17 protein-coding genes and 2 tRNA genes are annotated in these 16,863 nt (G+C 44.7%); 16 read left to right on the forward strand and 3 right to left on the reverse strand.

Annotation, left to right across the window (positions count from 1 at the left end; translation table 11 throughout):
- Positions 1 to 21 precede the first annotated feature (21 nt).
- The 16 genes from CIK99_RS01285 (at position 22) to CIK99_RS15105 (ending at position 13,660) form a co-directional block, all read left to right on the forward strand.
- On the forward strand, positions 22 to 405 hold the full coding sequence (locus CIK99_RS01285) for a YkvA family protein (RefSeq protein WP_094378967.1): 384 nt from the start codon (positions 22 to 24) through the stop codon (positions 403 to 405).
- 4 nt (positions 406 to 409) lie between these two features.
- Positions 410 to 1,024, forward strand: a complete 615-nt coding sequence (yihA, locus tag CIK99_RS01290; protein ID WP_094378969.1) for a ribosome biogenesis GTP-binding protein YihA/YsxC — start codon at positions 410 to 412, stop codon at positions 1,022 to 1,024.
- Positions 1,025 to 2,812, forward strand: a complete 1,788-nt coding sequence (gene abc-f / locus CIK99_RS01295; protein WP_094378971.1) for a ribosomal protection-like ABC-F family protein — start codon at positions 1,025 to 1,027, stop codon at positions 2,810 to 2,812.
- Positions 2,813 to 2,855: 43 nt separating this feature from the next.
- Positions 2,856 to 3,458 (forward strand): recombination mediator RecR, encoded by a 603-nt coding sequence (gene recR / locus CIK99_RS01300; protein ID WP_094378973.1) that lies wholly within the window; start codon positions 2,856 to 2,858, stop codon positions 3,456 to 3,458.
- A 10-nt stretch (positions 3,459 to 3,468) separates the two neighbouring features.
- On the forward strand, positions 3,469 to 3,891 hold the full coding sequence (locus tag CIK99_RS01305; protein ID WP_094378975.1) for a hypothetical protein: 423 nt from the start codon (positions 3,469 to 3,471) through the stop codon (positions 3,889 to 3,891).
- Positions 3,888 to 5,075: a glycosyltransferase family 2 protein gene (locus CIK99_RS01310; protein ID WP_094378977.1), complete on the forward strand. Its 1,188-nt coding sequence runs from the start codon at positions 3,888 to 3,890 to the stop codon at positions 5,073 to 5,075. The genes CIK99_RS01305 and CIK99_RS01310 overlap by 4 nt, the downstream gene beginning before the upstream one ends.
- Positions 5,072 to 5,575, forward strand: a complete 504-nt coding sequence (locus tag CIK99_RS01315; RefSeq protein ID WP_094378979.1) for a GNAT family N-acetyltransferase — start codon at positions 5,072 to 5,074, stop codon at positions 5,573 to 5,575. Before CIK99_RS01310 ends, CIK99_RS01315 begins: the two co-directional genes overlap by 4 nt.
- A 73-nt stretch (positions 5,576 to 5,648) precedes the next feature.
- Positions 5,649 to 5,725 (forward strand) — tRNA-Asp (locus tag CIK99_RS01320).
- Positions 5,726 to 5,754: 29 nt separating this feature from the next.
- Positions 5,755 to 5,828: transfer RNA gene (locus CIK99_RS01325), tRNA-Asp, on the forward strand.
- Positions 5,829 to 6,090: 262 nt separating this feature from the next.
- Positions 6,091 to 7,359: a phosphoglycerate kinase gene (pgk, locus tag CIK99_RS01330; RefSeq protein WP_094378981.1), complete on the forward strand. Its 1,269-nt coding sequence runs from the start codon at positions 6,091 to 6,093 to the stop codon at positions 7,357 to 7,359.
- 136 nt (positions 7,360 to 7,495) lie between these two features.
- The gene (gene serS, locus CIK99_RS01335) at positions 7,496 to 8,812 is read left to right on the forward strand and encodes a serine--tRNA ligase (protein ID WP_094378983.1); all 1,317 of its coding nucleotides are present in this window, start codon (positions 7,496 to 7,498) and stop codon (positions 8,810 to 8,812) included.
- A 39-nt stretch (positions 8,813 to 8,851) separates the two neighbouring features.
- Entirely contained in the window at positions 8,852 to 11,227 is a 2,376-nt protein-coding gene (locus CIK99_RS01340) for a bifunctional dihydroorotate dehydrogenase B NAD binding subunit/NADPH-dependent glutamate synthase (protein ID WP_094378985.1), read from the forward strand.
- A 63-nt stretch (positions 11,228 to 11,290) separates the two neighbouring features.
- Positions 11,291 to 11,659 carry a DMT family protein gene (locus CIK99_RS01345; protein WP_094378987.1) on the forward strand — a complete coding sequence of 123 codons (369 nt, stop codon included), beginning with the start codon at positions 11,291 to 11,293 and terminating at the stop codon, positions 11,657 to 11,659.
- Positions 11,656 to 12,399, forward strand: a complete 744-nt coding sequence (locus CIK99_RS01350) for a tRNA 2-thiocytidine biosynthesis TtcA family protein (protein WP_094378989.1) — start codon at positions 11,656 to 11,658, stop codon at positions 12,397 to 12,399. The genes CIK99_RS01345 and CIK99_RS01350 overlap by 4 nt, the downstream gene beginning before the upstream one ends.
- 161 nt (positions 12,400 to 12,560) lie before the next feature.
- Positions 12,561 to 13,487 carry a beta-1,6-N-acetylglucosaminyltransferase gene (locus CIK99_RS01355; RefSeq protein WP_094378991.1) on the forward strand — a complete coding sequence of 309 codons (927 nt, stop codon included), beginning with the start codon at positions 12,561 to 12,563 and terminating at the stop codon, positions 13,485 to 13,487.
- Positions 13,487 to 13,660: a hypothetical protein gene (locus CIK99_RS15105; RefSeq protein ID WP_158215866.1), complete on the forward strand. Its 174-nt coding sequence runs from the start codon at positions 13,487 to 13,489 to the stop codon at positions 13,658 to 13,660. The genes CIK99_RS01355 and CIK99_RS15105 overlap by 1 nt, the downstream gene beginning before the upstream one ends.
- A 26-nt stretch (positions 13,661 to 13,686) precedes the next feature.
- Here the strand turns inward: CIK99_RS15105 and CIK99_RS01360 are convergent, their stop codons facing one another.
- The 3 genes from CIK99_RS01360 to CIK99_RS01370 are packed head-to-tail and all read right to left on the reverse strand — an operon-like array spanning position 13,687 to position 16,862.
- Positions 13,687 to 14,667 carry a glycosyltransferase gene (locus CIK99_RS01360; RefSeq protein ID WP_094378993.1) on the reverse strand — a complete coding sequence of 327 codons (981 nt, stop codon included), beginning with the start codon at positions 14,665 to 14,667 and terminating at the stop codon, positions 13,687 to 13,689.
- A gap of 6 nt (positions 14,668 to 14,673) precedes the next feature.
- A complete protein-coding gene (locus tag CIK99_RS01365) occupies positions 14,674 to 15,801 on the reverse strand; it encodes a glycosyltransferase family 4 protein (RefSeq protein WP_094379083.1) in 1,128 nt (375 codons plus the stop codon).
- Between the two features lie 14 nt (positions 15,802 to 15,815).
- On the reverse strand, positions 15,816 to 16,862 hold the full coding sequence (locus tag CIK99_RS01370; RefSeq protein WP_094378995.1) for a glycosyltransferase family 2 protein: 1,047 nt from the start codon (positions 16,860 to 16,862) through the stop codon (positions 15,816 to 15,818).
- Position 16,863: the final 1 nt, after the last annotated feature.

Here is a 16,863-nt window from a genome sequence, read left to right on the forward strand (position 1 = left end):
AATTTAATAAATTGAAGAAATATGGAATTACCTGATTTTATGAGTTATGCCAACAAGTTTTCAGCAAGTGACTTCGTTGACAAGATTTCGAAAATTGCCAAAAGGGCAGGTGCAAAACTGGTTTATGCAGCGTTGATTCTTTACTACACGCTGCAAAGTGAAAAGGTGTCGAAGGCAGACAAGGCTCTCATCATAGGCGCTCTTGGATATTTGATAAGTCCACTCGACGCCATTCCAGATGCTATTCCTATTGTAGGACTGACCGACGACGTAGGAGTACTGATCTATGTACTTCGCAAGGTGTGGGTAAACGTTGAACCTGAGATAAAAGACAGGGCTAAGGAAAGACTGACCAAATGGTTTGACGAAGACGAAATGAAGGAAATAGACGACCTGGGACTTTAAGCTTATGGAAATAAAAACTGCAGAATTTGTCATCTCGGCACCAACGTTCACCATGTGTCCCGATGACAATAAGCCTGAGTATGCTTTTATAGGAAGGTCTAATGTGGGCAAGTCGAGCCTCATCAACATGCTATGCCGAAACAAGAAGTTGGCAAAGACCTCGGCTACACCCGGAAAGACACTGCTCATCAACCACTTTATCATCAACAAAGAGTGGTATCTCGTCGATCTACCTGGTTATGGTTACGCCAAACGCTCCAAGACAGAGATAGCCAAACTCGACCAAATGATTCGTGGATATATATTGCAACGACAGCAGTTGGTGAATGTGTTTGTGTTGGTGGACGTGAGACTCGAACCACAAAACATTGATATAGAATTTATCAACTGGCTGGGTCAAAGTAGCATACCGTTCACTATAGTGTTTACGAAGGCAGACAAGTTGCCCGTGACCCGGGTACAGTCGAATGTGGCCGCGTATAAGCGGAAGCTGTCAGAGACATGGGAAGAGATGCCGCCAATGTTTATTACGTCGAGTGAGAAACGCGACGGACGCGATGAACTGCTCGATTATATCGATTCAATAAACAAACAGCTCAAGGAGGCTGACAAGGAATAGATGGGTACAGAGACTCCAATGTTAGAGGTCAGAAACCTCACAAAGTCGTTTGGTTCGCTGGTGCTGTTTGAGAATATCTGTTTCAGCGTGGCTCAAGGACAGAAGGTGGGACTGATAGCCAAGAACGGAACCGGCAAGTCAACGCTTCTCTCCATCATCGCAGGACATGAAGGAGCAGACAGAGGTAGCGTGGTATTTCGTCGCGATGTAAAAGTGGGATTTCTCGAACAGTCACCTCGCTTCGATCCGGAAGAGTCGGTGCTTGACGCTTGTTTCAACCACAAAGGAGAAGAGGAAAAGGTGCTGAAGGCAAAACAGGTGCTAACACAGCTGAAGATCAATGACCTCTTGCAACCCATGGGACAACTCAGTGGTGGACAACAGAAGCGTGTGGCACTTGCCAATGCCTTGATAAACGAGCCCGACATACTCATTCTCGACGAACCCACCAACCATCTCGACCTCGAGATGATTGAATGGCTCGAGGACTTCTTGTCCAGAGGACGAAAGACGCTCCTCATGGTAACCCACGACCGTTTCTTTCTCGATAGGGTATGCTCGGTGATCATTGAACTCGACGACCGTCAGACATACACCTATCGAGGCAATTTCTCATATTATCTGGAGAAACGCCAGGAGCGTATCGACGCACGACGTGCAGAGATAGCAAGAGCCAATAACCTCTATCGTACTGAGCTTGAATGGATGAGGCGACAGCCACAGGCACGAGGACATAAGGCACGCTATCGCGAGGAAGCGTTCTACGAACTGGAAAAGGTGGCAAAGCAAAGGATGGAAGAGAGGCAGATGAGACTGAAGTCGTCGAACGTGTATATTGGTAGTAAGATTTTTGAATGTCAGTATATCACAAAAGTCTTCGACGACAAGAAGGTGATAATGCGCGACTTCTACTATAACTTCAACCGTTTCGAGAAGATGGGCATAGTTGGCAATAACGGTACGGGAAAGTCAACTTTCGTGAAGATGCTGCTCGGAGAACTGCACCCCGACAACGGAAAAATAGTAGTGGGAGAGACAGTGCGTTTTGGCTATTTCTCGCAGGAAGGACTGAAGTTTAACGATACACAAAAGGTGATTGATGTGATTACAGACATTGCCGACTATGTGGATCTCGGCAATGGCAAGCATCTTTCCGCATCGCAACTTCTACAGCATTTCCTCTTCACTCCAGAACAGCAGTATAATTATGTAAGCAAACTCAGCGGAGGAGAGAAACGAAAACTTTATCTCTGTACCGTGTTGATGCGAAATCCCAACTTCCTCGTACTTGACGAACCCACCAACGACCTTGACATCACCACACTAAGCATACTTGAGGAGTATTTGCAGGACTTCCCGGGATGTGTGATAGTGGTGAGCCACGACCGTTTCTTTATGGACCGTGTGGTAGATCATCTACTCGTGTTCAAGGGCGACGGAGTGATCAACGACTTCCCAGGAAACTACAGCCAGTACAGGGAGTGGTCAGCATTGCAGTCGAAGGAGACGGAGAAGGCTAAAGACAATGAATCCAAAGAGAAGAAAACAGCAGCTTCGTACCGTAACGATACTCGTAGGAAACTGTCGTTCAAAGAGAAAAGGGAGTTTGAACAGCTTGAGAAAGAAATAGCCTCGCTCGAGGCAGAGCGGAAGACACTCGAGGAACAACTGTGCAGCGGAACACTATCAGTGGATGAACTGACAGAGAAAAGCCGACGATTGCCAATGCTCAAGGAAGAACTCGAAGAGAAAGAGATGAGATGGCTTGAACTGAGCGAGTTCGCTTGATACCTTAATAAGGGATAATCATGTGTAATATAATCAAAAGTTAATGGACAAGTACCCTTCACAACTATTGGAAAAGGCAGTGAACGAGATATCGCGACTCCCAGGTATAGGGCGCAAGACGGCATTGCGTCTTTCACTGCATTTGTTACGTCAGGAGACTGCAACTGTTGACACGCTGTGTAATGCCCTCTACAACCTGAGACACGACGTGAAATATTGCAGTGTGTGTCATAACATCAGCGACGACGACGTGTGTCCAATATGCCAGGATAAGCGTCGAGACAACACTATCTTGTGTGTAGTAGAAAACGTTCAGGACGTGATGGCGATAGAAAACACACAGCAATATGCAGGACTGTATCATGTTTTAGGCGGAATAATATCGCCAATGGATGGCGTAGGACCGTCAGACCTCAATATCGACTCGTTAGTAAGCAGAGTGGAAGAAGGTGAGGTAAAAGAAGTGATACTCGCCTTGTCGTCAACTATGGAAGGCGACACCACGAATTTCTATCTTTCCCGAAGACTGCAAAAGACAGGAGTGAAGGTGACGGTAATAGCAAGAGGCATCTCGGTGGGAAATGAACTCGAATATACCGACGAGGTGACACTCGGCCGTTCAATCATTAATCGTACACCTATTTAATATATATAAGATGAGAAATACTTCAAACAAACTAAAGACACTATATGCCGCGTCGATAGCGGTGGCGATAGCCATTACAGCAGTCTATGAGGCAAACGTGCTCGCTGCTGGAGACAAGGCAGGCGACGACGTGCTGGAATACTATTGTACCACGATGATGGAACTGTTGACAATAATACTCATACCTCTCGCACTGCGATTGTTCAAGTTCGACAAAGTGAGGAATAAACTGATAAAGGGTGGGGAAGAGACGCTGTTGAAGATGGCATCGCTGCGTATGGCACTCATCGCCTTGCCGATGATAGTCAACACGACGCTATACTATCTCTTTATGTCAACTACCTTCGGATATATGTCAATAATATGCCTCATTTGTATGGCTTTCATCTATCCAAGTGAGAACCGTTGCAAATCGGAAATAGCAGACGAATGAAAAAGTTAACAGTAATCATAGTAAACTATAACGTCTGCCACTTCTTGTTGCAGTGCATAGACAGTCTCGACAAAGCCCTAAAAGATATTGAGGCTGAGATAGTCGTCGTGGACAACCACTCGCGCGACAATTCGGTGGCGGCCTTACATAAGCATTATCCCCATGTGAGAGTGGTAGAGAATCTTCATAATGTGGGATTCTCAAAGGCAAACAATATTGCCATAAGACAGACAACAGGCGAGTATGTATTGCTGCTCAATCCAGATACCATTGTGGCAGAAAACGCAATAAGTGATGTGATAGACTTTCTCGATGCACATCCTGACAGTGGTGCCTTAGGAGTGATGATGCTTAATGCAGACGGAACCTTGGCTCCCGAGTCACGCCGGGGAGTGCCATCGCCACTAATTTCGTTCTACAAACTAAGTGGACTGTGCGACATGTTTCCGCATAACAGACGGCTGGGACGATATTATTTAGGCTACCTTCCATGGGATAGTCCACAGAAGATAGAGATAGTGAGCGGAGCCTTCTGTATGCTCAGAAGAAGCGCACTTGACAATGTAGGACTCCTCGATGAGGACTTCTTTATGTATGGCGAGGATATAGACCTCTCGTATCGTTTGCTCCTCGGAGGATATGTCAACTGGTATTTCCCGACACAGATATTGCATTATAAGGGAGAGAGCACCCACAAGTCGTCGTTCAGGTATGTACACGTATTCTATAATGCTATGCTGATTTTTTTCCGAAAGCATTACAGTCATCTTGGCATGCTCATCACGCTGCCTATTAAGATGGCGATATGGGTGAAGGCACTGTTGGCTCTTGTTACTATGGTCACCACACGCATGCGTCGGTCTCTTGGTTTTGCCGTTGTGCGCAACATTGCCATGACAGGCGACTTTGTTTTCATTGGCTTGAAAACGATGACTGATGCCTGCCGAGACATCAGCAGGAAGCACGGACTCAATGCCATATATCTTGATAAGGCTGACCCTATATATATTAATAAGGTGTTAGAGAAGACCAAAAACAAAACCACACTCGTGTTTGACCCACAGTCAATCAGCTATCGAGAGATGCTAAGCTTGATGAGACAGATGAAGAACAAAAAGGTAAACATTGGCACTTACCAATACCTCACAGGAAGTATAATAACACATAGCGAGATAATACAATGACAGAAGTAAGACTGAGAGCTATAGAGCCAGAAGACCTCGACGAGATATATAACATAGAAAACCAATTGGAGATGTGGACCGTGGGTTATAGCAATGCCCCTTATTCACGCTATCTGCTGCACGACTACATCGCAAATACCACAAGCGATATCTATGCCGAACGACAGCTGAGGCTGATGGTGGAAAACGAAAAAGGCGAGATAGTGGGCATTGCCGACCTCAACGATTTCGAACCACGACACAACCGGGCGGAAATGGGTATTGTGGTAAAAAAAGATGAACGTGGAAAGGGATATGCACGGGCAATGGTAGAAAAATTACTGGAATATGCCCGGACAGTGATACATCTTCATCAGGTATATGTAGTGATTTCTGAAAGCAATGAGTCGGCCTTGCATCTCTTTAGGGAAATGGGCTTTTATGACAAAAATGTACTCGAAGATTGGATTTTTGACGGACAAAAATATAGGAATGCTGTCTTTTTGCACTTTTTTTTGTAAATTCTTGCCAAAAAATTTGGTGGTATCAAAAAATAGTCGTACCTTTGCACCCGCAAATAAGGAACAACACATTGGTGCGTTAGTTCAGTTGGTTAGAATACATGCCTGTCACGCATGGGGTCACGGGTTCGAGTCCCGTACGCACCGCCACTGAAATTCCTTACATTAGCAACCAACAAGGTGCGTTAGTTCAGTTGGTTAGAATACATGCCTGTCACGCATGGGGTCACGGGTTCGAGTCCCGTACGCACCGCAAAAGAGGAACGGAACAACACCGCTCCTCTTTTTTATTTTCGCTTATCTCATACCACATTATTTTTATTTCTCCATAACCACTTTTCCACTATTGCAAAGCCAATATTGCAATATGATAACAAAATAGCGAAAAATTGAAAAAAAAGTTGCTGATATTTCGTTATTTAAATAAAAATGATTAACTTTGCGCTCGCATAAAGCATAAATGCCTTATGCACAAAAAGATTATATCATATTTAAATATTTAAATAAAAGAAATTATGACTATCGATCAATTCAACTTTGCCGGTAAGAAGGCAATCGTACGTGTGGACTTTAACGTGCCACTTGACGAGAATGGTAATGTTACAGACGAGACCCGTATCAAGGGTGCTCTGCCAACACTGAAAAAGGTGCTCGCTGATGGTGGCGCTCTTATCATGATGAGCCACATGGGCAAGCCAAAGGGCAAGGTGAAGAAGGAACTCTCACTTTCACAGATTGTTAAGAATGTAGGCGAAAACCTCGGCGTTGAGGTTAAGTTTGCCGGTGACTGCGCCAACGCTGACGCTGAGGTTGCAGCTCTTCAGCCAGGCGAGGCTCTGCTGCTCGAGAACCTCCGTTTCTATCCAGAAGAAGAGGGCAAACCAGTAGGCGTGGAAAAGGGTACACCTGAGTATGACGAGGCAAAGAAAGAGATGAAGAGTCGTCAGAAGGACTTCGCCAAGAAGCTCGCTTCATACGCTGACTGCTATGTGATGGACGCTTTCGGTACTGCACACCGCAAGCACGCATCAACAGCTGTTATCGCCGACTACTTCGATGCCGACAACAAGATGCTCGGTTATCTTATGGAGAAGGAAGTGAACGCTGTTGACAATGTCCTCAATAACATTAAGCGTCCGTTCGTTGCCATCATGGGTGGTTCGAAGGTTTCTTCTAAGATCGGCATCATCGAAAATCTCCTCGGCAAGGTTGACAAGCTCATCCTCTGTGGTGGTATGACATACACATTCGCTAAGGCACATGGTGGCGAGATCGGCGACTCTATCGTAGAGCTCGACAAGCTTGATGTAGCACTCGGCGTGGAGAAGATGGCTGCTGAGAAGGGCGTGGAGCTCGTGCTCGGTACCGACTCTGTTTGCTGCACAGGCTACGACTTCAAGACTTTCTCTGTAAAGGAAGGCGCAAAGATCCAGGTGTTCCCGTCAAACGCTATCGAAGCAGGTTGGGACGGTCTTGACGCAGGTCCTGAGAGCCGCGCTAAGTTTGCTGCCGCTATCGAGGGCGCAAAGACTATCCTTTGGAACGGTCCTGCAGGATGCTTCGAGTGCGAGGACTTCACAGCAGGTTCACGTGCTGTAGGTGAGGCTATTGCCAAGGCAACAGCAGAAGGTGCATTCTCGCTCATCGGTGGTGGCGACTCTGTAGCTTGTGTAAACAAGTTCGGACTCGCTGACAAGGTGTCCTACATCTCTACCGGTGGTGGTGCTCTCCTTGAGGCCATCGAGGGCAAGGTTCTCCCAGGTATAGCTGCAATCAAGGGATAATATCCTACTGACAAATAACAAAAACGCATTGTTTTGACGACAATGCGTTTTTTTTTATGTTTTTCTTTCGTTAAATCATTTTTTTTGCTTACTTTTGCACCATTATAGAAGAACATAAACGAAAAAGATAATAATTATGCTTACACTGAAACTCATTACTGAGGACACAGACCGCGTGATACGTGGTCTCGAAAAGAAACACTTTGCAGGAGCAAAGGAAGCCATTGATAATGTACTCGCCATTGACAAGCGCCGTCGCGAGTCGCAGCAGATGCTCGACAAGACCAAGCAGGAAGCAAAGCAGATGGCAGCCAAGATCGGTGGACTGATGAAGGAAGGAAAGAAAGAGGAAGCAGAGGAAATAAAGAAACAGGTCGCTGAACTGAAACAGCAAGACAAGGCTTGTCAGGAAGCTATGGACAATGCCGAGAAAGAATTGCGCGACTTGCTCTGTACAATACCTAATATTCCATACGACAATGTGCCAGAAGGAAGTTCGGCAGAAGACAACCATGTGGTGAAGAGCAACCTCAAGGAGTGTGACGGTACGGATACTGTAGGCAATTGGGCTATCAATCCAGAGAATAAGGATGCCAAACTTCCCCATTGGGAACTGGCAAAGAAATATAACCTCATAGATTTCGACCTTGGAGTGAAGATTACAGGAGCAGGATTCCCTGTTTATGTGGGTCTTGGTGCACGTTTGCAACGGGCTCTTATCAATTTCTTCCTCGATGAGGCACGCGCATCGGGATATACTGAGATAATGCCGCCGACGGTGGTGAACCAGGCTTCAGGCTATGGTACAGGACAGTTGCCAGACAAGGAAGGTCAGATGTATCATTGTGAGGTTGACGACCTCTATCTCATACCAACAGCCGAGGTGCCGGTGACAAATATTTATCGTGACGTTATCATTGACGAGAAAGATCTCCCAATAAAGAATTGCGCTTACACACAATGCTTCCGTCGCGAGGCAGGAAGCTATGGCAAGGACGTGAGAGGACTTAACCGTCTCCATGAGTTCTCGAAGATAGAGATTGTGAGAATCGACAAGCCCGAACACTCAGAGGAGTCGCACAAAGAGATGTTGGCTCATGTGGAGGGACTGCTGAAGAAACTGGAATTGCCTTATCGCATACTGTTGCTTTGTGGTGGTGACCAGTCGTTTACCTCTGCCATCTGCTATGATTTTGAAGTGTATTCTGAGGCACAGGGACGCTGGCTCGAAGTGTCGTCTGTCAGCAATTTCGATACATACCAGGCAAATCGTCTGAAATGTCGTTATCGTCATACAGAAGACAAGAAGATAGAACTCTGTCACACCCTCAACGGTTCAGCCCTCGCTTTGCCACGCATCGTAGCTGCAATACTTGAGGACAACCAGACTCCAGAAGGCATACGAGTGCCAAAGGCACTTGTTCCATACATGGGTTGTGACATGATAAAATAAAGAAAAAGAAGCAATTACTCCAAACTGATAAACAAACAAATGAATAAGATCGTCAGAAAACATCAATTCTCTGAGAAAGTTTTTCTCTTTGAAGTTGAGGCTCCGCTAATAGCCAAGAGCCGCAAGGCAGGAAACTTTGTTATAGTGCGTGTGGGTAACAAGGGTGAGCGCATGCCGTTGACCATTGCTGATGCCGACACTGAGAAAGGCACTATCACGATAGTTGTGCAGCGTGTGGGATTATCGTCTCAAAAACTGTGTTCGCTTGAAGAAGGCGATTACATCACCGATGTGGTAGGTCCTTTAGGTAATCCAACACATATCGAAAATTTCGGAACAGTGATTTGTGCAGGAGGTGGAGTAGGAGTGGCTCCTATGCTGCCCATCATGCGTGCGCTGAAGGCAGCTGGCAACCGTGTACTCTCTGTAATAGCAGGCCGCTCGCGCGATCTTATCATTCTTGAAGATGAAGTCCGCGAGAGTAGCGACGAACTGATCATCATGACCGACGATGGTTCTTATGGTGAAAAAGGAGTGGTCACTGTTGGTATCGAGAAGTTTATCAATCAGGAACATATAGACCGAGTATTTGCTATTGGTCCTCCAATAATGATGAAGTTCAGCTGTCTGCTGACACAGAAATATAACATTCCAACAGATGTGTCGCTGAATACTATCATGGTTGACGGAACGGGTATGTGCGGCGCATGCCGTCTGACAATAGGCGGAAAGACAAAGTTCGTGTGCATTGACGGACCAGAATTTGACGGAGCTCTCGTTGACTGGGATGAGATGTTCAAGCGCATGGGCACATTCAAGCGCGAGGAACAGGAAGAGATGGCACACTATAACGAACATCTTAGCGGCATTGAGGTAAAGGATGCGCCGGCTGACGATCAATTGCCTGATGCGACAGCTGCCGCTGCTACTTCAGCATCTGCTGAAACAGAAGAGCCGATAGAGAGCTTGACAGACAGAAATGCGGAATGGCGTAAGGAAGTACGTGCGGCGATGAAACCAAAGGAGCGTACTGCCATCAAGCGTGTGGTAATGCCAGAGCTTGACCCAGTATATCGTGCTACAACACGAACAGAGGAAGTGAACAAGGGACTTACTCTTGAGCAGGCTATGACAGAGGCAAAACGCTGTCTTGACTGCGCTAAACCATCTTGTGTTGAAGGTTGTCCTGTAAACATCAACATACCTTCGTTCATAAAGAATATCGAACGTGGAAACATCCTTGGAGCTGCAAAGGTGTTGAAGCAGACTTCGGCACTGCCTGCTGTATGCGGACGTGTTTGTCCTCAGGAGAAGCAGTGTGAGAGTCGATGCATCCACCTGAAGATGAACGAGCCAGCTGTAGCCATTGGTTATCTGGAGCGTTTCGCTGCTGATTATGAGCGAGAGAGCGGACAGATGTCATTGCCAGAGATAGCTCCTGCTAATGGCATAAAGGTGGCTGTGGTAGGTTCTGGTCCTTCGGGTCTCAGCTTTGCTGGTGATATGGTGAAGATGGGATATGAGGTGCATGTGTTTGAGGCACTCCATGAGATTGGAGGAGTGTTGAAATATGGTATTCCTGAATTCCGTCTGCCAAACAAGATCGTGGATGTGGAGATAGACAACTTGAAGAAAATGGGAGTTCATTTCCAGACAGACTGCATCGTAGGCAAGACAATAACCGTAGAACAACTTGAAGCAGAGGGCTTTAAGGGAATCTTTGTAGGTTCGGGAGCTGGTCTTCCTAACTTTATGAATATTCCTGGTGAAAACGCCATCAATATTCTCTCGTCTAACGAGTATCTGACTCGTGTGAACCTGATGGATGCAGCAAATCCGACAACCGACACACCAATGAATCTCGGAAAGCGAGTAATGGTAGTCGGTGGAGGCAATACGGCCATGGACTCTTGTCGTACGGCAAAGCGTCTTGGTGCAGAGGTAACACTGGTGTATCGTCGTTCAGAGTCGGAGATGCCAGCACGTCTTGAGGAAGTGAAACACGCTAAAGAGGAAGGCATCAACTTCCTTTGCTTGCACAATCCTATAGAGTATAAGGCTGACGAGAACGGAGCTGTGTGTCAGGCCGTGCTCCAGGTGATGGAATTAGGAGAGCCCGATGCCAGCGGTCGTCGCAGTCCTGTGCCAGTAGAGGGCAAGACCGTGACAATGGATGTTGACCAGGTAGTGGTGGCAGTAGGCGTTTCACCTAATCCGCTTGTGCCGAAATCTATTGAAGGTCTTGAACTTGGCCGCAAGAACACTATCGCCGTCAACGACGATATGCAGAGCTCGCGTTCTACGGTATTTGCCGGAGGCGATATAGTACGTGGCGGAGCTACCGTGATTCTTGCCATGGGCGATGGACGTCGTGCTGCAGCAGCCATGGACAAGAAACTGAAGTCCGAAGACTGACATCCCTGAATGAAGATTGACATATCTTAAAGAAACATTAAAGACAAAGTCAAGGATTAAGTCATGAACGGACTTTATACAATAATGTTGCTCATACTAAGCAATGTGTTTATGACACTTGCTTGGTATGGGCATCTAAAACTCCAAGAGACGGGTGTTGCTTCAAAATGGCCGCTCATAGGAGTGATAGCATTCTCGTGGGGAATTGCGTTTTTCGAATATTGCTGTCAAGTGCCAGCCAACCGTCTTGGTTTTGAAGGAAATGGAGGACCTTTCAACCTCGTGCAACTAAAGGTGATACAAGAGTGCGTCAGTCTCGGCGTGTTTGCTGTGATTGCCAATATCATGTTCCAAGGCCAAAACCTTCATTGGAATCATATCTTAGCGTTCTTTTTCATCATCTGCGCTGTTTACTTAGTGTTTATGAAATGATGACAGACAGCGGGGAAAAGGAAAGACAACGTGTGTGGCATCGTCTTGATAAGGCTTTCAAGAAGGCCATGGGACGTTTTTCTGTCATTGACGATGGCGACAAGATACTCGTGGGATTGTCGGGAGGCAAAGACTCGCTCCTTCTGCTTGAGATGCTTGCCAAACGCAGTAAAATAATAAAACCAAGGTTTGAGGTCGAGGCAATACACGTCAGAATGGCGAATGTGAAATATGAGACATCCACAGCTTATCTCGAACGGTTCTGCAGCAATCTGGGAGTAAGGCTGCATATTGTCACCACTTCGTTTGACGAGACCGTACCCACCCACAAACCCAAGTGTTTTCTTTGTTCGTGGTATCGCAGAAAGGAGATGTTTAATCTTGCCCAACAACTCAGGTGTAACAAGATTGCCCTCGGACATCATAACGACGACATCATCCATACTGCACTGATGAACACCATCTTCCAAGGTCATTTCTCGACAATGCCTGTCGTGTTGAAGATGAAAAAGATGCCTCTTACCATCATCCGTCCGCTTTGCTATTGCGAAGAGAACGATATAAGGGCTTATGCAGAACTCTCTGACTATGAGAAACAAGTAAAACTATGCCCATACGAGCACGACTCACATCGCACGTCTATCCGCCTCCTTTACGACCAATTAGAAAAGATGGCACCAGAAGTACGGTATTCAATATGGAATGCTTTGGAGACAGAAGGTAAACTTGTTGAAGAATAAGTCGGATTTCATCTTAAGAGAAGAAAGGTCTGTTTGAGTTAATTAAACTTAAATATCAGTCCTATTGGACATCTTTCTGTAGAATAATAATTATATTTGCGTTATAAACGAGAAAGACGACCTAACGATGAACAATAATAATTAAAGATTAAGGAACGAATATGGCAACAAACAGACATGCATACCTGATAATGGCGCACAATGAATGGGAGCTGCTCAACACACTGCTCTCACTCATCGACGACCCACGCAACGACATCTTCCTGCATATCGACAAGAAAGTGAAGAAAATGCCGGATTTGTATCAACCGAAGTATTCCAAGCTGTATTTCACTCCCAAGCGATATGACGTGAGATGGGGAGACGTGGGGCAGGTGCATTCGGAGATGCACTTGTTCCGAACTGCCTACGAGCATGGGCCATACCAGTATTACCATAAGCTCTCGGGAGTGGATTTGCCTATCAAGACCCAGGACTACATTCATGACTTCTTTGACAAGCACAACGGCAAGGAGTTTATCGGATTCTTCACCCTCACCGACTTTATCAAGGGCGACATCGAGCGCAAGAGAAGACGATATTATTTCCTTATGCGCTGGAACTACCGAACTCCTTTCGTGGCGAAATGGAAGGTGACGCTTGCGAAGATAGTGCGCCATACGGCACTGAAGATACAAGACATTCTGCATGTTGACAGAGGCAACGAACTGACATTCAGGACAGGTCATAACTGGGTGTCGCTCACGGGAGATGCCGTTAAGTATCTGCTCGACCAAGAAGACTTCATCAACCGCCGCTTCGCTCACACGACATGTGGCGACGAGATGTACAAGCACTCCATACTCATCTCTAATCCCGAAATCCGCGAGCGCATCTACGACCTCGACGACGGCATTCACAGTTGCATGCGCTTCATCGACTTCAACCGTGCCTCCGACGAACAGAAGAAAAAAGGCGAGCCCTACAACTGGCAGGACGGTGATGCCGAGGAGCTCCTCAAGTCGGAATATCTATTCGCCAGGAAGTTCTCAAGCAAGTATCCAGGGGTGATAAAGGAGATAGAAACATACCTATTGAATCAGCAATAATGGCAAATACCATAGCTCTTTATACCACATTACATGGCTCTTTACTGACAGAGAAATCAAAGCCTGTATCACGACTGTTCCATAGCTTGTGTCACGACCGTACCACACCATGTGTCACGACTGTACCACAGCTATGGAACAACTGTGTCACACGAGTATTCAGTTTGCGTTAGAATAGGCATTTTTTGTCTTTTGGTGATTAGTATTTCTTTGAAGCAAGTAGATGTCGGAATAAGATATAGAGGCGAGGGAAGAACTTAAATGGTTTTAAGTTATTTGGTATATATTTAGATTCTACTATATTAAGCAGTCGAATCAGGCTGTCAGTGATTGCTTTTCTATTAAAGAATATTCGGTTGTAGTGAATAGTGTACCATAAGACGATGTTAATATTTGTGCAAACGTTGTCAATGAGTTTTCTTTTTGTGGCTCCATTGGTATGTTTTGCAACTTTGGCAACAATGTTTATCGATTGACAACCCAACAATAGCTTTTCTGTTGACATATTTGCGACACACGAGGTATCGTTATGGCGATAGAGATAGTAAAGAATATTGGTGTTGAAAAAAGTCTTACATAACAGTATTGCCTGTGTGATGAAAGCCCAATCTTCCATAAAAGATACTTTTGGAGGGAATGTCAGTTTGTTTTCAACTATCAATTTTCGAGACAAAAGATAGCCCCAGCAATATCCTTCCTTCAGCTTCGTCACCTTTATAATGGCATCTTCTCCGCTCATACATTCCACAGAAGCATCCTTTGCATCTTTCTTTTGATAATCCTTGTATTCAGCCTCTTGCGGCACCTCCACATGTGTTCCCTTGACAATATCTGCCTTGTTGTCAATCGCAATCTTAAGCATGTCACAGAGACTTCCCTCAACAAGCATATCATCGGCATCAACAAAGGTGATATAGTCGCCCGATGCTTTTTCGATAGCATTGTTTCGTGCGCATGCCACACCTTGGTTCTCTTGTTTGACAACGTGGATATTGTCGTGATTCTTGGCATATTCAGATACAATTGTATAACCATTGTCCTTACTGCCGTCATCTATAACAATCACTTCATAGACAGCTTTGTCAAGACGTTGCGCAATGATACTGTCAAGACATTGGGCGATATACTTTTCGCAGTTGTAGAGCGGTATGATTATTGAAAGAAGGATATGCTTTTCCATAATATTCTATATTTCAGTTATTACTTTTTCCATTTGATATTTCCATGACAGATGTTCCACGGTCCTTCTGATGTCAGCGGGATCGATGTTACGAGTGTCAATATAATTAATTATCTCTTTTACATTGATTGGAGATTCATCGGCTGGAGCTTTGATGATATATGGCATATTCTCGAAGTCGGAGTCATTCTCAGAGTAGATAAACGATATGCCACGTGCGGCATATTCACGGTTTTTCAATGTTTTTATCTCAGTTATGCCGCTTCTGTGGCGACCAAGACTGCCTATGGCAAACACGCATTGATTGAACACCTCATCGAGTTTGTCGCCAAAAAGTTTGCCGTGATTTATGATATATTTCTCTATGCCATATTTTCTTGCCATCTGCTCAACCGTAAGATAACCATTGCTGGTCGTTCCGCGGTCATCCTCCCAGCCAACAACGTGGAAATACACCTTCCTGCCATTAGGATTGCTCTTGTAATACTCTCCAAGACCCGCTACAAGTCGGTCAAAGCCGTGCCAATAATGAATTTCCGCTACGGCAATAAGATGAATGTCCTGCAGCTTCTTGGGATTATGAAGAGGAATGCTGTCCAGGTCGATACCATTGCTTATGCAGATGGTGCGTTGGCCAAAAATGATCTCCATATTTGAGAACGTCACGATAGCCTCCATCTTGGCGGCAAGCGCCCTTCTGAACATCATATCGATATAAAGCGGAATCTTGTATTTCAGAGGATAACCCTTGAACTCCTGGTCGTAGGGATAAGTGGGTATTTCGGTCACGCACTTAATCCCATGCTTCTTTAGTTTCCCGAACAAACACACAAGCACGGGACTTGCATTCATAAAACTGCGGGCATAAACCATTTCGATACCGTTATCCACGCAATATCTGCAGATGCACCCAAGGTCAATTCTCGACTTTATGGCAGCCAAATTACCTATACCATAATCCTGAATGACCCTATCGTCAACATATCTGCAACGATGTCCTCGAGAGTCAAAGTCGTAGTAGCAGAGATGAACTTCATGTCCATTCTGTCTCAACCCTTTCACCTGATAATGGATCTTCTTGCTTATGCCGCTCTCGTCTGAGAATCCGTGATATACAAGGAATAGTATTTTCATCTTGAACATTAATGCTATTTATTTGAAAGATGTAGTTTGTCTGCCCATAAAGCTGAATATAGGAAAAAACAATTTATATAGAAAATTTTTCTTCTCATAAAACCATTATTCAATATAAAGTCAGTCAACGGAGGCAAAGTGAACAAACTAAGAATAAATAAAAACACTCTATATTTCCTAACAAGAAACTTTATAAGCGAATGTCTGATATGTTTCAGTCTTTCTTCTATGTAGAGCTCATTTTTTAAATTGGCTCTGTTCTTAACGAACATGTTATAAGCAAAATAGTATGTGTTAACGATAATTGCAGTTTTCCCAACGCAAAGTTTCTCATTTAGATTAGATATAAAGAAGTCGAGAGCGAAAAGATAGTCGTCAATTGATTTGGATAGTTTCTCAATCGACTGCTTACGAATAATACCATTTAGATTATCCCGATAAAAATATGTACACTGCGACACTACATATACTTTGTTCACATGAGAAAACAACTGATAGTTTAGCACAATATCCTCAAAATACCTGCCAACGGGAAATCTTAGGTTATGTATGGAAAATAATTTCCGTTTTATTAGATTATTCCAAGCCGACTTGTTTTCCATTTTCCCAAAACACAACAAATCAATGTATTTTAATATCTCATTATTGTGGATGTTCATTTGTGGTTTGTTAATTCTTTCATTAAAGAAATTACCAACAACCATATCTATATCTCTTTTTTTCTCAACTCCTTCCATTAGGAGTTCTATACTATTGGGATAAATATAATCGTCAGAATCCAAAAAATACAAATATTCACCTGTGGCGATGCTGATACCTGTATTTCTGGCTGAAGAAAGGCCTTTGTTTTCTTTATGCCGATGAGTGATGAAAGTCATTTCACCTTTGTAATTCCCGATAATATCGTTCACAATATCCATCGACTTGTCGGGTGTGCAATCATCGACTATTATGCACTCTATCTTCGAATGGTCATAAGTCTGGCTTATGACAGAATTCAGACATTCCGCCACATATTTCTCTACATTGTAGATAGGTATGATAATCGATATTTCTTTCATC

It is taken from the genome of Prevotella sp. P5-92 (assembly GCF_002251245.1).
GTDB lineage: Bacteria > Bacteroidota > Bacteroidia > Bacteroidales > Bacteroidaceae > Prevotella.

What these genes read in the sequence shown, in the direction of transcription:
- CIK99_RS01310 (WP_094378977.1), top strand. Translation starts at nt 3,888, where the DNA reads ATGAAAAAGTTAACAGTAATCATAGTAAACTATAACGTCTGCCACTTC.
- CIK99_RS01305 (WP_094378975.1), top strand. Translation starts at nt 3,469, where the DNA reads ATGAGAAATACTTCAAACAAACTAAAGACACTATATGCCGCGTCGATA.
- CIK99_RS01340 (WP_094378985.1), top strand. Translation starts at nt 8,852, where the DNA reads ATGAATAAGATCGTCAGAAAACATCAATTCTCTGAGAAAGTTTTTCTC.
- serS (WP_094378983.1), top strand. Translation starts at nt 7,496, where the DNA reads ATGCTTACACTGAAACTCATTACTGAGGACACAGACCGCGTGATACGT.
- CIK99_RS01350 (WP_094378989.1), top strand. Translation starts at nt 11,656, where the DNA reads ATGATGACAGACAGCGGGGAAAAGGAAAGACAACGTGTGTGGCATCGT.
- CIK99_RS01355 (WP_094378991.1), top strand. Translation starts at nt 12,561, where the DNA reads ATGGCAACAAACAGACATGCATACCTGATAATGGCGCACAATGAATGG.
- recR (WP_094378973.1), top strand. Translation starts at nt 2,856, where the DNA reads ATGGACAAGTACCCTTCACAACTATTGGAAAAGGCAGTGAACGAGATA.
- abc-f (WP_094378971.1), top strand. Translation starts at nt 1,025, where the DNA reads ATGGGTACAGAGACTCCAATGTTAGAGGTCAGAAACCTCACAAAGTCG.
- CIK99_RS15105 (WP_158215866.1), top strand. Translation starts at nt 13,487, where the DNA reads ATGGCAAATACCATAGCTCTTTATACCACATTACATGGCTCTTTACTG.
- CIK99_RS01365 (WP_094379083.1), bottom strand. Translation starts at nt 15,801, where the DNA reads ATGAAAATACTATTCCTTGTATATCACGGATTCTCAGACGAGAGCGGC.
- CIK99_RS01315 (WP_094378979.1), top strand. Translation starts at nt 5,072, where the DNA reads ATGACAGAAGTAAGACTGAGAGCTATAGAGCCAGAAGACCTCGACGAG.
- CIK99_RS01370 (WP_094378995.1), bottom strand. Translation starts at nt 16,862, where the DNA reads ATGAAAGAAATATCGATTATCATACCTATCTACAATGTAGAGAAATAT.
- CIK99_RS01360 (WP_094378993.1), bottom strand. Translation starts at nt 14,667, where the DNA reads ATGGAAAAGCATATCCTTCTTTCAATAATCATACCGCTCTACAACTGC.
- CIK99_RS01285 (WP_094378967.1), top strand. Translation starts at nt 22, where the DNA reads ATGGAATTACCTGATTTTATGAGTTATGCCAACAAGTTTTCAGCAAGT.
- pgk (WP_094378981.1), top strand. Translation starts at nt 6,091, where the DNA reads ATGACTATCGATCAATTCAACTTTGCCGGTAAGAAGGCAATCGTACGT.
- yihA (WP_094378969.1), top strand. Translation starts at nt 410, where the DNA reads ATGGAAATAAAAACTGCAGAATTTGTCATCTCGGCACCAACGTTCACC.
- CIK99_RS01345 (WP_094378987.1), top strand. Translation starts at nt 11,291, where the DNA reads ATGAACGGACTTTATACAATAATGTTGCTCATACTAAGCAATGTGTTT.